The sequence below is a fragment of the Dermacoccus sp. GAS27A genome (genome assembly GCF_044909235.1).
Classification (GTDB): domain Bacteria; phylum Actinomycetota; class Actinomycetes; order Actinomycetales; family Dermatophilaceae; genus Dermacoccus; species Dermacoccus nishinomiyaensis.
The window spans coordinates 42866-56583 of sequence record NZ_JBIYDW010000010.1 but is presented as its reverse complement, the minus strand read 5'-3'; the positions used below and the strand labels follow the sequence as shown (position 1 = coordinate 56583).

Annotated in this window: 10 protein-coding genes; 6 read left to right on the top strand and 4 right to left on the bottom strand. The window is 68.7% G+C overall.

The window, feature by feature from the left end; genetic code table 11:
* Positions 1 to 2: 2 nt before the first annotated feature.
* Complete coding sequence (locus ABH936_RS11320) at positions 3 to 1469, top strand: dihydrolipoamide acetyltransferase family protein (protein WP_404603287.1); 1467 nt, start codon at positions 3 to 5, stop codon at positions 1467 to 1469.
* Between the two features lie 27 nt (positions 1470 to 1496).
* Here ABH936_RS11320 and ABH936_RS11315 read toward each other — a convergent pair whose 3' ends face one another.
* From ABH936_RS11315 to ABH936_RS11305, 3 genes are all read right to left on the bottom strand, one after another.
* Complete coding sequence (locus tag ABH936_RS11315; protein WP_404603286.1) at positions 1497 to 2228, bottom strand: hypothetical protein; 732 nt, start codon at positions 2226 to 2228, stop codon at positions 1497 to 1499.
* Between the two features lie 477 nt (positions 2229 to 2705).
* On the bottom strand, positions 2706 to 4601 hold the full coding sequence (locus ABH936_RS11310; RefSeq protein ID WP_404603285.1) for an MDR family MFS transporter: 1896 nt from the start codon (positions 4599 to 4601) through the stop codon (positions 2706 to 2708).
* Positions 4602 to 4619: 18 nt separating this feature from the next.
* Positions 4620 to 5111, bottom strand: a complete 492-nt coding sequence (locus ABH936_RS11305) for a MarR family winged helix-turn-helix transcriptional regulator (protein WP_074046281.1) — start codon at positions 5109 to 5111, stop codon at positions 4620 to 4622.
* A 213-nt stretch (positions 5112 to 5324) separates the two neighbouring features.
* Here ABH936_RS11305 and ABH936_RS11300 point away from each other — a divergent pair, with 213 nt between their 5' ends.
* From ABH936_RS11300 to ABH936_RS11290, 3 genes are all read left to right on the top strand, one after another.
* A complete protein-coding gene (locus ABH936_RS11300; protein ID WP_404603284.1) occupies positions 5325 to 7505 on the top strand; it encodes a cytochrome c oxidase assembly protein in 2181 nt (726 codons plus the stop codon).
* Between the two features lie 2 nt (positions 7506 to 7507).
* Positions 7508 to 8554 carry a nitrilase-related carbon-nitrogen hydrolase gene (locus ABH936_RS11295; protein WP_404603283.1) on the top strand — a complete coding sequence of 349 codons (1047 nt, stop codon included), beginning with the start codon at positions 7508 to 7510 and terminating at the stop codon, positions 8552 to 8554.
* Between the two features lie 644 nt (positions 8555 to 9198).
* The gene (locus ABH936_RS11290) at positions 9199 to 11109 is read left to right on the top strand and encodes an NHL domain-containing thioredoxin family protein (protein ID WP_404603282.1); all 1911 of its coding nucleotides are present in this window, start codon (positions 9199 to 9201) and stop codon (positions 11107 to 11109) included.
* 157 nt (positions 11110 to 11266) lie between these two features.
* Here the strand turns inward: ABH936_RS11290 and ABH936_RS11285 are convergent, their stop codons facing one another.
* On the bottom strand, positions 11267 to 11629 hold the full coding sequence (locus ABH936_RS11285) for a nuclear transport factor 2 family protein (RefSeq protein ID WP_404603281.1): 363 nt from the start codon (positions 11627 to 11629) through the stop codon (positions 11267 to 11269).
* Between the two features lie 145 nt (positions 11630 to 11774).
* Here ABH936_RS11285 and ABH936_RS11280 point away from each other — a divergent pair, with 145 nt between their 5' ends.
* Together ABH936_RS11280 and aroQ are read left to right on the top strand one after the other, a co-directional pair.
* Entirely contained in the window at positions 11775 to 13157 is a 1383-nt protein-coding gene (locus tag ABH936_RS11280) for an MFS transporter (RefSeq protein ID WP_404603280.1), read from the top strand.
* Between the two features lie 77 nt (positions 13158 to 13234).
* A complete protein-coding gene (gene aroQ / locus ABH936_RS11275; protein ID WP_208065370.1) occupies positions 13235 to 13678 on the top strand; it encodes a type II 3-dehydroquinate dehydratase in 444 nt (147 codons plus the stop codon).
* Positions 13679 to 13718 lie beyond the last annotated feature (40 nt).

Below are 13718 nucleotides of genomic sequence, written 5' to 3'. Positions count from 1 at the left end.
ACATGGCCATTCAAGAGTTCACCCTGCCCGACCCCGGTGAAGGGCTCGTCGAGGCCGAGATCGTGACGTGGCACGTCACCGCAGGCGACACCGTCGACGTCAACCAGGTCGTCCTCGAGATCGAGACGGCGAAGTCGCTCGTCGAACTGCCCATCCCGTGGGCCGGGACGGTCGCATCGATCCTCGTGCCCGAGGGCGAGACGGTCGAGGTCGGCACGCCGATCGTCACGATCGACGTCGGCGGCGATATAGCCCCTGCGGACGATGGCGCTGCCGGTGCCGCCGATGACGCTTCCGGAGCTGCCGACGGTGGCGAGGTCGCGGCCGAGATGCAGACGGCGGCCGACGTCGCGCCCGCCGAGACCGGCGAGTCGGATGACGAGCCGCAGCAGAAGACGCTCGTCGGCTACGGCCCGACGCCGTCGAGCTCGACGCGCCGCGCTCGTCGCGGCCGTGGAGCCGGTGGCGGCGCGTCGGGTGGCGGCACGCTCGCCGCCCCCGCGACGCGCGGGTTCGCGAAGCAGCAGGGCGTCGACATCGATACTGTCGAACCCTCGCGAGAGGACGGCGTCGTCACTCGGGACGACGTGAAGAAGGCCGGGGGTTCAAACGCGCCCGCGGCGATGTCGACGCCGACCGTCGCGTCGAGCGCCCCACCAGCGCCGAGTGCGGACACCGTCGCGAAGGCTGCGGCCAGTGCCCCGTCGGTGCGCCCCGACAAGCCGACGGCTGCCGCTCCGGCCCCGGCCGGTCTGAGCGACGAGCGCATCCCGATCAAGGGCGTGCGCAAGGTGACGGCGCAGGCCATGGTGAGCAGCGCGTTCACGGCGCCGCACGTCACGGAGTTCCTCACCGTCGACATGACGCGCACGATGGAGTTCGTCCGCGAACTGCAGGGCATGCGCGAGCTCAAGGACATCAAGGTGACGCCGCTGCTCGTCGTCGCGAAGGCGTGCCTCATCGCGATGCAGCGTGAGCCGATGATGAACGCACTGTGGGACGACGCGAACGGCGAGATCGTCATGCGTTCCGAGGTGAACCTCGGCATCGCCGCGGCCACCGACCGTGGGCTGCTCGTGCCGAACGTCAAGGACGCCGGCCGCTTCGGCCTCGGCGACCTGGGGCGTGAGATCGCGAAGCTCGTCGAGATCGCACGTCACGGCAAGCCGAGCCCGGCCATCCTCAACGGCGGCACGTTCACGATCTCGAACATCGGTGTCTTCGGCGTCGATTCGGGCACGCCGATCATCAAGCCCGGTGAGAGCGGCATCCTCGCCATCGGCACGGTGCGTCCGATGCCGTGGGTCGTCGAGAACGAGCGCGGCGAGCAGGAGATGGTGATCCGCCAGATCGCGCAGCTGTCCTTGAGCTTCGACCACCGCATCATCGACGGCGACGTCGGTTCGCGGTACCTGTCGACCGTCGGCCAGATTCTCGAGAACCCTGCGAAGGCGATGCTCTGGGGCTGATTTCGCTCCCTCGTTCGGCCGGCTGAGTCACGTCGTGCCACCTGCGTCAGTCTGACTGACTCGTGGGGCACGAAGTGACTCAGCTGCGCCCTGAGCTTCCTCGGTGCGTGAGCCGTGGAGGGCGTGCAGATCGGCCGCGAGGCGCGCGTAGGCGTGACGCTTGGCCCACTCGGCCTTCTTGCGCTCCGAGCGTCTGCGGTTGCGATCCGCGGTGACGCCGCAGAACGCGGCCGCGACGATGGGTACCCACACCTTCGGGTGCTCGAGCAACCATGCGAGCCAGCCCGGTGGGGTCCACGACGGCAGCCTGGGCCACGGGATCGACGGCAGGTCGACCGAGGGCCACGAGACGCTCGGCCATGGGATCTCGGGCCAGTCGATGTCCGGCACGAGTGATGCCATCCACGCGAGCAATCGCGCGACGAGGGGACCGAGGACGAGCACGCTGACCGCCCATCCACTCTTGCGGAGCCCGCCGAGGATCGGGTACAGCACCCGCTTGAGCGGCGACGAATCCGTCGCGGCGTACCGATGTGCCGCCATCGAACCCACCGGCGCCTCGAAGGCGGTGACCCCGCCGTCGTCGCGCAGCTGGACGTCCATGACGTACCCGCGCACCGGGTTGACGCTCACCTCGACGCGCGGCTTCTCCGTCGCCTGGGTGTGCTCGGTGAAGTGCCCGTCGGGTGTGGAACGCATGAGGCGGATCTTGAAGTTGCCGATGCTGCGGCGGCGGGCGCACACCACCCCGTCACGCATGAGCACGAGCCCTGGGCGCGCCCACTCATCGTCGAGGCCGAGATGGGTGCGCAGCTTCTTCTTTCGCCCCGGCGAGAGGGGCAGACGCTCGCCTGCCGGCGGCGGGTGCTGCCGCGGGCGCGACTGGCACCGGCCGGCGTGACGACCGGCGCACCCGTCGAAGATCCTTTGACCCCGTGCCCCTCGTCGCCCACCGGCGACGCGCCCGTGCCGTCATCGTCGCGGCCGGGATCCGGTGCGCCGGGTGTGAATCCCGGGTCGACGGTACGGAGTTCGTCAGCCGACCCGGCGTAGGCCTCCAACGTTCCGCATACGGGGTGATCGAGCTGCCAGTGCTCCATGCCTGTCCCTCCCTCGGCCCGGCGTGCGGCGCCGACGATGAACCGCCCATTCAAACATCGGGTGCGCCGAAGACGAGTGATGCCCACCCCGACCAGGTCGGGGTGGGCATCACTCAGCGTGCGTCGCGAGCAGCCGTCACTCGTCGTGGGAGGCGTGACGAGCGACCGAGTGATCGACCTGCTCGCCATGCTTGCGCGCCTCGACGCGCGCGATGGCAGCGGCGACGGCGTCGCTCACGTCATCGTGCGTCTCGTCGGCGGGCGTCGAACCTGCGTCCACGCCACCGTCGGCTACGGTGTCGGCGCGACGTGCCGCGCCACCGTCAGCGGCGAGCTCGGCGTTCGACTTGTCCTGCGCCGCGGCCGCGGCCATCGCCGATTGCTTGCGCAACTCGATCTTCGGCAGGAACAGCAGGGTGATGAAACCGAGCAGTGCGATGCCTGAGGCGAGCAGGAACACGTGGTCCATCGACTGCGCGAAGCCTGCCTCGAACGGGTGAGCAACAGCCTTCGGCAGGCGAGCGATGACGGAGGAGTCCTCGCTCACGTTGTTCAGGGCGCCGCCGCCGGACTTCGGGTTCGCCAGGCTCTGCAGGATGCCGTAGGCGTGCTCGTCCTTCATGAGCTCCTTGTCGGCGAGACCGCTCTTGAGGGCCTGCTGGAACGCGGGCGTCTTCGCCTCGTCGGTGAGGTTCGTCTTGATGTTGCCGCCCACCGTCGAGAACAGCATCGACAAGAAGATGGCGACGCCGACGGTTCCACCGATCTGACGGAAGAACGTGGCGGACGAGGTGGCCATGCCGATCTCGCGGGGGCTGACGGCGTTCTGCACGATGAGCGTCAGCGCCTGCATGCAGTTGCCGAGGCCGATGCCGACGATGGCCATGAACACCATGACCTGCCACAGCGGCGTGTCGGCGCTGATCGTGTGCAGCAGGAACATGCCGACGGTGACGATGGCGGTGCCGATGATCGGGAACTCGCGCACGCGACCCGTACGAGCCGTCAACTGGCCGGCTGTGATGGAGGCCGTCATCATGCCGGCGACGAGCGGCAGCATCATGAGGCCCGACTTCATCGGGGAGGCGTTGTGCACGATCTGCATGTAGAGCGGCAGCATCATCATGGCGCCGAACATCGCCATGCCGATGATGACGGAGGCGACGACGGTGACCGTCACGGCACGGTGGCGGAAGATGCGCAGCGGGATGAGGGCCTCGTCCTTCATCTTCGCCTCGGCGAGGACGAAAGCGATGAGGCCGAGGATGCCGATGGCGAAGCAGGCGATCGACTTGCCCGAACCCCAGCCCCACGTGCGTCCCTGCTCGGCGACGGTCAGCAGCGGCACGAGGCCGATCGTGAGCGCGACGGCGCCCCAGTAGTCGATGCGGTGGTCCTGACGCGTGTGCTCGAGGTGCAGGGTGCGGGCGACGACGAGGAAGGCGACGATGCCGATCGGCACGTTGATGAGGAAGACCCAGCGCCAGCCGGTGAGACCGAGGATGTGGCCCTGCTCGGCGAAGAAGCCACCGATGACGGGGCCGAGGACGGAGCTCGTCGCGAAGACGGCGAGGAAGTAACCCTGGTACTTGGCGCGTTCGCGCGGCGGCAGGATGTCACCGATGATCGCGAGGGCCAGCGACATGAGGCCACCGGCGCCGATGCCCTGGATGGCGCGGAACGCGGCGAGCATGTACATGCTGTTCGCGAATGAACATGCGAGCGAGCCGATGACGAAGATGACGATCGCGAACAGGTAGAACCCGCGGCGGCCGAAGATGTCGGAGAGCTTGCCGTACAGCGGGGTCGCGATGGTCGAGGTGATGAGGTAGGCCGTCGTCACCCAGGCCTGCGCGGAGAGGCCGTGCAGGTCGTCACCGATGGTGCGGATGGCGGTGGAGACGATCGTCTGGTCGAGTGCGGCCAGGAACATGCCCATCATGAGACCCGCGAGGATCGTCATGATCTGGCCGTGCGAGAGCCCTGCCGAGCTCGATTGCTGCGAGGGTGGCGCAGCGGTCTGTGCAGACAAGAGGGTGCCTTTCGACGTTCAGGCTGGGGGACGGAGGTGAGTGGGTTGCCCGGCGCGGGGCGTGCAGCCGCCCTGGTAGGCATCGAGCGATGCGGTGAACTTGAGCAGCAGGTGCTGGAACTCGCGGGCTTCCGCGGTGCTCCAATCGGTGAGCAGGTTCTGCATCCACGCGGCGCGATCCTCGCGCAGTGTGCTGACGAGTTCGCGCGCGTCGGGCGTCAGGGTGACGAGTTGCGCGCGACCGTCCTGCGGATCACAGATCTTGGTGACGAGGCCGCCGTCGGTGAGTGCGCTCACCTGGCGACTGACCGTCGAGACGTCGGAGTGGACGATGTCGGCGAGGGCCGAGACGCGCAGCGGCTCCGCCTCGAGGGCGTAGAGCAGGGGCAGCGCGCCGTGGTCGGCGTGCGGGTGGGGTCGTGGCAACTTGCGCTTGTGCGCGCTCATCGCCTTCGCGGCCCCGACGAAGGATGTCGCGATGTCGCGTGCGACGGGGAGGTCGACGGTCACTTCGGTTCCTTGAGGGGAGGGAGTGCCCAAGAATGCTTGGGCTGCACAACTATATGTTTGGTTGTGCCATGCAAGCAAATTTATTGGGGTGGGGTCGATCGGATGGATGGATGGGTCGCCGGGCCGCGCGGGCCCTGTCGGGCATGACGACGCCGGACGTGCGGGGATCGGGTGGCCCGAGGGGTTGTCACCGGGCCCACGTAGGCTGGGCGCATGAGTTCGAGCGCCACGAAACCCACCCCGTCTGCCCCCACAGGGCCGCTCGGTGGCGGGCGTCTGCTCGCGGCTGCGATGGCGCTCGCGGTCGCCGTCGCAGCCGGCGCCGTCGTGTTCACCGGAGCGAGCAAGGCGCAGCAGCTGCTCGACGCCGGCGCGATCGTGCGCTGGGGCATCGCTCTGTTCAAGCCCGCGGCGGACGTCGCGATGGCGGCGACCATCGGCTTCACCGGGCTCGGTGCGTTTCTCGTCGCCGAGGGCCACAAGACGATGCGGGTCGCGCGCATCGGGCGCTGGGCCTCGATCGGCGCAGCCCTGTGGTTCGGCGCGACCCTCGTCGTCAGCTACCTCAGCTACGGCGACCTGGCCGGCATCCCCGTCGGTTCGCGCGGGTACACGGGTCAGTGGTGGAGCAACACGTGGCAGCTGGAGATCCTGCGCAACCCGATGCTGACGGCGATCGCGGCGCTCGTCATCGCGGTGGTCTGCTGGTGGCACTCCTCGCGTACGAGCCTGGCATGGATGACGGCACTCGGTCTGCTCGCGCTGTGGCCGATCGCGTTGAGCGGCCACGCCGCCGGTTCGAGCGATCACGAGACGGCCGTCGACTCGCTCATCATGCACCTCGTCCCCGTGACGCTCTGGGTGGGCGGCATCATCGCCCTCGGCGTCATGTGGGGCCGCCTCGGCAAGGCCGCGGCAGCGTCGGTGCGGCGCTACTCGAGCGTCGCGACGTGGTGCGTCGGCTTCGTCGCTTTCTCCGGCGTGCTCGCCTCGACGCTGCGCGTACCCGACCTCAGCCAGTACGTGACGACGCGCTACGGCCTCGTCATCGTCGCGAAGGCACTGTGCCTCGTCGTGCTCGGCGCGCTCGGGCTCATGCAGCGACGCCGTGTCGTCGCCGTCCTCGAACGTGACGCGAGCGACCGGCCCAGCAAGGCGCTGTTCGCCCGGCTCGCCCTCGTCGAGGCGCTCGTCATGGGCGCGACGATGGGCCTCGCTGCGGCGCTAGCGCGCTCCGCGCCGCCGTCAGGGCAGGTCGTCGAGAGCGCCGACCCGGTCGTCGCGCTCACCGGATACCCGGCGCCGCCCGCTCTGACGCCCGCGAACTTCTTCTCGCAGTGGCGCATCGAGTGGCTGATGACGACGTTCGCCGTCATCGCCATCGTCCAGTACGTGCGCTGGGCTGTGCGCCTGCACCGCCGCGGCGACCACTGGCCGATCCACCGCACGATCCTGTGGGTGCTCGCTTGGCTCGTGTTCATCGTGACGATCGACAGCGGCGCCGGGGTCTACGGACGCGTCATGATGAGCGTCCACATGGCCGGACACATGGTCATCTCGATGACGGTGCCGATCCTGCTCGTCATGGCCGCGCCCGTCACCCTCATGCTGCGGGCATGGCCCAAGCGCTCCGACGGCACACGCGGACCGCGCGAGGTGCTGCTGTCGGTCGTGCACAGCCGTTACCTCAACGTCGTCGCCAACCCTGCTGTCAGCTCGGCCCTGTTCTTCGTCAGCCTCATCGTCTTCTACTACACGCCGTTCTTCGAGCTGGCGCTGCGCACGCACACCGGGCACATCCTCATGAACATCCACTTCCTCGTCAGTGGCTACCTGTTCGCGTGGGCCCTGATCGGCATCGACCCCGGCCCCAAGAAGTGGCCGGCGCCGCTGCGGCTGCTCGTGCTGCTCATCACGATCACGTTCCACGCATTCTTCGGTGTCGCGATGATGACGGGTAGCACGTTGCTCGCGCCCTCGTTCTTCACCGCCCTGCACTACGTCTCGGATCCGCTGCGCGACCAGCAGGCCGCCGGAACGATCACGTGGGGCTCCGGTGAGGGCCCGACATTCTTGCTCGCCATGGTCGTCGCCGCGCAGTGGTACCGATCCGACCGCATCGAGGGTCAGCGCGCGGAGCGTCGTGCCGAACGCGACGGTGACGCTGAGCTCAAGGCCTACAACGCCTACCTCGCCTCGCGGGGTGGTCAGGGTGGTCAGGCTGCGTCCCCCGGTCAGGCGGAGGGTGAAGAACCGGCCCGTCAGATGTCGTCGAGCACGACGGAAGCAGCGGCGTCGACTACGGTCGAGGGTGAGCACGACGAACGTCCCGAGCAGCCCTCTGGGCGCGCCGAATCCGGCCGCGTCACCGTCGGGGGCATCGACAAGGAGTAGCCATGCGCGTCGCCGTCATCCAGCTTGCCTACACCGATTCGGAGCCGATGGGGGCGCGCATCGAACGCGTCGCGTCGCTCGTCGAGTCGCAGAAAGGCGCCGACCTCGTCGTGCTGCCGGAGCTGTGGAGCGCCGGAGGTTTCGACTACCCGGCGTGGAACGAGAAGGCGCAGAGCGTCGAAGGGCCCGTCGCGCGGGCGTTGTCAGAGGCCGCGGCGAACGTCGGCGCATTCGTTCACGCCGGCTCGATCATCGAGAAGCCCGGCGAGAAGGGCCCCGAGGGGCGCGGGCTGTGGAACACCTCGCTGATGTTCGACCGTGACGGCGACCTCGTCGGCACCTACCGCAAGATCCACCGATTTGGCTTCGGCAACGGCGAACCCAAACTGCTAGAAGCCGGCGAGGAGGTCATCGTCCTCGACCTGGCGCTGGGTGACAGGGCCGGTGGCGCCAGGGCCGGTGGCGCCATGGCCGCCGAAGTCGCAGTCGACGACGGCGACGGCGCCGTCTGCGACCCGGCGAACCCGGAGGCCTGCGTCGAGGCGTCACAGAGCGAATGGGCGATGGGCGCCGAACTGGCCGGGGTCAACCTCGACGGCGACATGAGCACCTCCAGCGAGGTGGACGATGCCCCCGCCGCGAGTGTCGCCGACGATGCGAGGGAGGGCGCGTCTGCGCCCGACGGCCACGTCAAGGTTGGTCTGTCGACGTGCTACGACCTGCGTTTTCCCGAGTTGTACCGCAAGCAGGTCGACGCGGGCGCCGAGGTGTTCGTCATCCCTGCCGCTTGGCCGGCTGCGCGCGTCGCGGCGTGGCGCACGCTGCTGCAGGCCCGCGCCATCGAGAACCAGGTGTTCGTCATCGCCTGCAATACCGCCGGCACGCACGCCGGTACGGAGATGGGCGGCAACTCAGCCATCATCTCGCCGACCGGAGAGGTGCTCGCCGAAGCCGGGCGCGGCGAACGCACCATCACCCTCGACATCGACCTCGACGACGTCGCCGCCACCCGCGAGGCCTTCCCCGTCCTGAGCGACCGTCGCCTCTGACCGCGGCCCGGATGTTGTGTCATGAACGCGCGCCATACCGCGCGTTCATGACCCAAGGTCGGGTTGTCCACAGGGCCTCAGCGCGCGCCACCCCGATTCGGGCACCCTCGAGGGTGACTTCAGCGCAAGCGACCCACGTTGACGCCTGCGAACTGGCGTCGAAATGTTCGGGGTGGTGTCGCGGGGGCAACTACGTCAACTGGGCAGCACGCGTCATCAGATCCGGACGCACGTGGTCGCGGGGCGATTCCGCGTGCACGGGACACAGGCGGTGCACGTGCTCGCAGCCGGGTGGTGAGACGAACGATCACCCATCGTGGCCGCCGTGCTCAACGCCGGCAATTCCGCCTGGGCTGACGGCGAGAGGCAGTGATGCTGGCAGGCCTGCGCGGTTGGCGTCATGGGCGCGCAGTGATCGTGCGGCGGCGACCGTCCTCAGCATGGTGGCGCAACGACGAATGGCGCGGCCCGAGGCGATGATGCACGCCCTGCGGCTGCTGCCCAAGCTCAAGCGTCAGGTGTTGGGCGGCGACGTGCTCGGCGACGTGAGTCAGCCTTGGCCGGTGCAGCCGCTGATCTTGCGTCGTGAACGCGCGGTATTGCATGCGTTCGTGACGCAAGATCGGGCGCGTAGGGTAGCGGTCATGAAACTTCGGGCGCCGGAACTGACGGGGCGGGGCTGGCTCAACACCGGCGGCGCCGACATCACGCTGACGAGCCTGCGCGGCAAGGTCGTCGTCCTCGACTTCTGGACGTTCTGCTGCATCAACTGTCTCCACGTGCTCGATGAATTGCGCCCGCTCGAGGAGAAATACGGCGACCAGCTCGTCCTCATCGGCGTGCACTCGCCGAAGTTCGAGCACGAGGCCGATCGCGATGCCCTCGAAGCCGCCGTCGAGCGGTACGCGGTGCACCACCCCGTCCTCGACGACCCCGACCTCACGACGTGGCAGGCGTACGCGGCGCGCGCGTGGCCGACGCTTGTCGTCCTCGACCCGGAGGGCTACATCGTCGCGTCGATGTCCGGTGAAGGACACGCGCACGGATTGAGCGTGCTCATCGACGACCTCATCGCCGAGCACACGACCAAGGGGACGCTGCGTCGCGGTGACGGTCCGTACGTCGCGCCGCCTGCCCCCGAGACGTTGCTGCGTTTCCCGGGAAAGGTCATCACCGCGCCGGCTCGCCCGGTGCAGGCGCAGCCCACGGGCCGCCAGAGCGCGGACGACGCCGCCTCTTCCGCGGGTGCCGGGGGGCACCTGACGAGCGGGGGTTTCTTCGTCAGCGACACCGCGCACCACCAGGTCGTGCACCTCGCCGAGGACGGCGAGACGGAGCTCGCGCGCTACGGCGGCCCGGGGGTGTTCAACGAACCACAGGGGCTGTTGCTCCTTCCCGAAGAGGCTCGCGCACGCACCGGCGACGACCTGCTCGTCGCGGACAGCGTCAACCACGAGATCAAGGCGATTCGGTTGAGTGACGGGCGGATTCGCACCGTCGCGGGCACAGGCGAGCAGCTGCGCGAACGTGACGGCGGCGGCCCGGCGCTGCGTCAGGCGCTGTCGACGCCGTGGGATCTCGCGTGGTGGCACGACCGCGTCATCATCGCGATGGCGGGCACGCACCAGCTGTGGGCGCTGCATCTGGGCGAGAGCGCCGAGCTCAACACCGTCGCCGTGCTCGCAGGCACGAGCAACGAGGGGATCCGCGACGGCGCCGCCCACGACGCCTGGTTCGCGCAGCCCAGCGGTCTCGCGACGAGCGCGGACGGCTCACACGTCTGGGTCGCCGACTCCGAGACGAGTGCCTTGCGCAGCCTCAGCGTGAGCGACGAGGGTTTCGAGGTGACGACCCACGTCGGGCAAGGGTTGTTCGACTTCGGCCACGTCGACGGCGCGGCTGACGCGGCGCTGCTGCAGCATCCCCTCGGTGTGACGGAACTACCCGACGGATCCGTCGCCGTCGCCGACACGTACAACGGCGCGATTCGGCGCTTCGACCCGTCGAGCGGCGAGGTGACGACGCTCGCCACGGGCCTGGCCGAACCGAGCGACGTCATCGTCGTCCCGGGGGAGGTGGACGCTGATGCACACCTGCTCGTCGTCGAGTCGAACGCCCATCGTCTGACGCCGGTGGCGCTGACCGCCGAAGCGCAACGCATCGAGGGCGATGCGCAGCAGACGCAGCGCCCGCCGAGCGAGATCGCCTCGGGCGCAGTGGAACTCGTCGTCACGTTCACGCCGCCGGCGGGGCAGAAACTCGACCACCGTTACGGCGACCCGACGATGCTGCAGGTGAGCAGCTCTCCCGAGGCGTTCCTACGCGACGGAGCGGGCAAGCAGCAGGGGCTCACGCGCACGCTGACGATCGACGAGAGCGTCGGCTCGGCCATCCTGCACGTCAGCGTCCGCGCAGCCGCCTGCGACGGCGACCCCGACACCGGCGAGGTGCCCGAGCACGCCGCCTGCCATCTTTACCAACAGGATTGGGGCATCCCCCTCGTCATCACCGGCGACGGCCCCCGCACGCTGACGCTCGACCTGCGCGGTGTCTGACGATCACGTCTGCTCTTGCCGGCCCCCGGGAGCTGCAACTCGGCGATGCGGGGCCGCCGCTCTCAGGCAGTGCGCCCGCACGGGCGGTGTTCAGCACGTCGAGGAATCGATGCTCCGCCGACGTGACGTCAGCACCCCTTCGAAGCGTGCCCCGGCGTCAGACGAGCGGAGCGTAGAAGTACGTCTGGCGGTAGGCGATGCGATCGTCGGCGCCGAAGCGGAAGAAGTCGGCGAACTCGAGGTGCGCGTCGCTGCCGTCCTTGAGCACCCCGTTGAACTCGCCGCGCACGAACGCCTCGTCGCCGTCGATGAGCAGTGACGTGACGCTGTGGCGCCCCGATTCGATGACGCGATCGCCCGAGTAGAACGCCCGCAGCGCCTCGCGGCCGGCCATGGGTTCGTATCCGGGGCGGCAGTAGGTGGCGTCGTCGGTGAAGATGTCGAGCACGCCCTCGACGTCGCCGGCGTCGACGACCTCGTAGTAGCGGCGGATGTGAGCGTCGCCGGATTCGCGCTGCATTCGGGTGTCCTCTCGTCACGTGGTTGTGGCGGCCGAGCATCGTCCGTCGCCACCGCCATGCGGTCGGCCCGAGCCGACCGCATGCCGTGTATCGCTGTCTGACCTCAACCTAGTGCGCGAGTCTCACCGCGGCTAGGCTGCCGCGATGACAGAAGCATCGCTGCCCAATGCGTCGGTGGCACCCGCGACGGGGACGTCGGTCGCCGCACGCCTCGACCGGCTGCCGATCACACGCAAGCATCTGCTCGCCACGGGCGTCATCGGCCTCGGGTTGTTCTTCGACGCGTACGAGAATTTTCTCGCCTCGACGATCGCCGCGGTGCTGAAGGAAGACTTCGCGCTGAAGGGCGACGTGCTCAAGTGGGTGCTCGCGTCGGCGTTCATCGGGCAGTTCATCGGGGCGCTGTTCATGGGGCGCCTCGCCGACCGCATCGGGCGGCGCAAGGCGTTCATGGTCAACCTCGCGCTCTACTCGGCGTTCTCGCTCGCGGGCGCGTTCAGCCCGAACGCGGCGTGGCTCGTCATCACGCGGTTCTTCGCGGGCATCGGCATCGGCGGCGAGTACGCGCTCGGCGACTCCTACCTGTCCGACATCCTGCCGAAGAACAAGCGCGGGCAGTTCATCTCGTGGGCGTACACGATCAGCTTCCTCGGGGTGCCGACGGTCGGCTTCCTCGCGCGCTGGCTCGTGCCGATGACGCCGTTCGGCATCGACGGGTGGCGCTGGCTGTTCGTCTTCGGCGCGATCGGCTCGATCGTCGTGTGGGCCGTGCGTACCGGGTTGCCCGAGTCGCCACGCTGGCTCGAGGCGCAGGGCCGTCACGACGAGGCCGACGCGATCACCCGCGAGTTCGAGGACGCCGCGCGCGCCGAGGGCCACACCCTCGCCGAGCCGGACGCGTCGCTCACGCCCGTCGGGTCCCGTCAGGTCTCGATGGCGTCGCTGTTCAAGGCGCCGTACACGAAGCGCACGATCATGTTGTGGCTGCTGTCGGCCCTCGAGGTGTTCGGCTACTACGGCTTCGGGACAGTGGCGCCGCTCGTCCTCGTCGCGAAGGGCTACAGCGTCACGAGCTCGCTGCTGTTCGTCGCGCTCAGCTACCTCGGCTACCCGCTCGGGTCGCTGCTGGCCGTGCCGATCGTCGAGCGCATCGAGCGCAAGTACCTCGTCATGGCGACGGCGACGCTCATGGCGATCTTCGGCCTGTGGTTCGGATTCGCGTCGTCGACGGCTCAGATCATCGCCGCCGGCTTCCTGTACTCGTGCGCGTCGAACCTGTTCTCGAACGCGTACCACGTGTATCTCGCCGATTCGTACCCGACGGCGATCCGTGGCACGGCTGCCGGCGCGGCGTACTCGTTGAGCAAGCTCGTCACGGCGTTCCTGCCGTTCATCCTGCTGCCGGTGCTCGAAGACCACGGCAGTACACCGGTGTTCGTCATCGTTGCCGTCGCGATGGGCTTGCTCGTCGTGACGGTGGGGGCGCTCGGTCACCGCAGCACGGGGCGTAGCGCGGACGCGGTGTGACGGATGCCCGAGGCGCCGCGGAACCACCACCGAGGCACCACCTGGATCCGTCGCCCGAACCCGACGACAATGGGTCCATGACTCGCACGCTGCACGTCCTCAACGGCCCGAACCTCAACCTGCTCGGTGAACGCGAACCGTCGATCTACGGTGCCGACACGCTCGCTGACGTCGAGACGCTCGCCGCGCGGGTCGGTGACGAGCTGGGGTTCGGCGTCGAGTGCTTCCAGAGCAACCACGAGGGGGCGCTCGTCGACGAGATCCAGCGCATCCGTCACGACAGCGCGGGCATCGTCATCAACGCGGGGGCGTACACGCACACGAGTGTCGCCATCCGGGATGCTCTCGCGAGTGTCGAGGCGCCGTTCGTCGAGGTGCACATCTCGAACGTCCATGCGCGCGAGGCGTTTCGGCACCACTCGTACTTGAGCGACAAGGCGGTGGCCGTCATCGTCGGGTGTGGTGTCCAGGGCTACGAATTCGCGCTGCGTCGCCTGGCTGCGCTCGCCGCGACCCCCTGACCCATCTGCGATTCCTGTCCACATCTGCGATTTTCTCCAC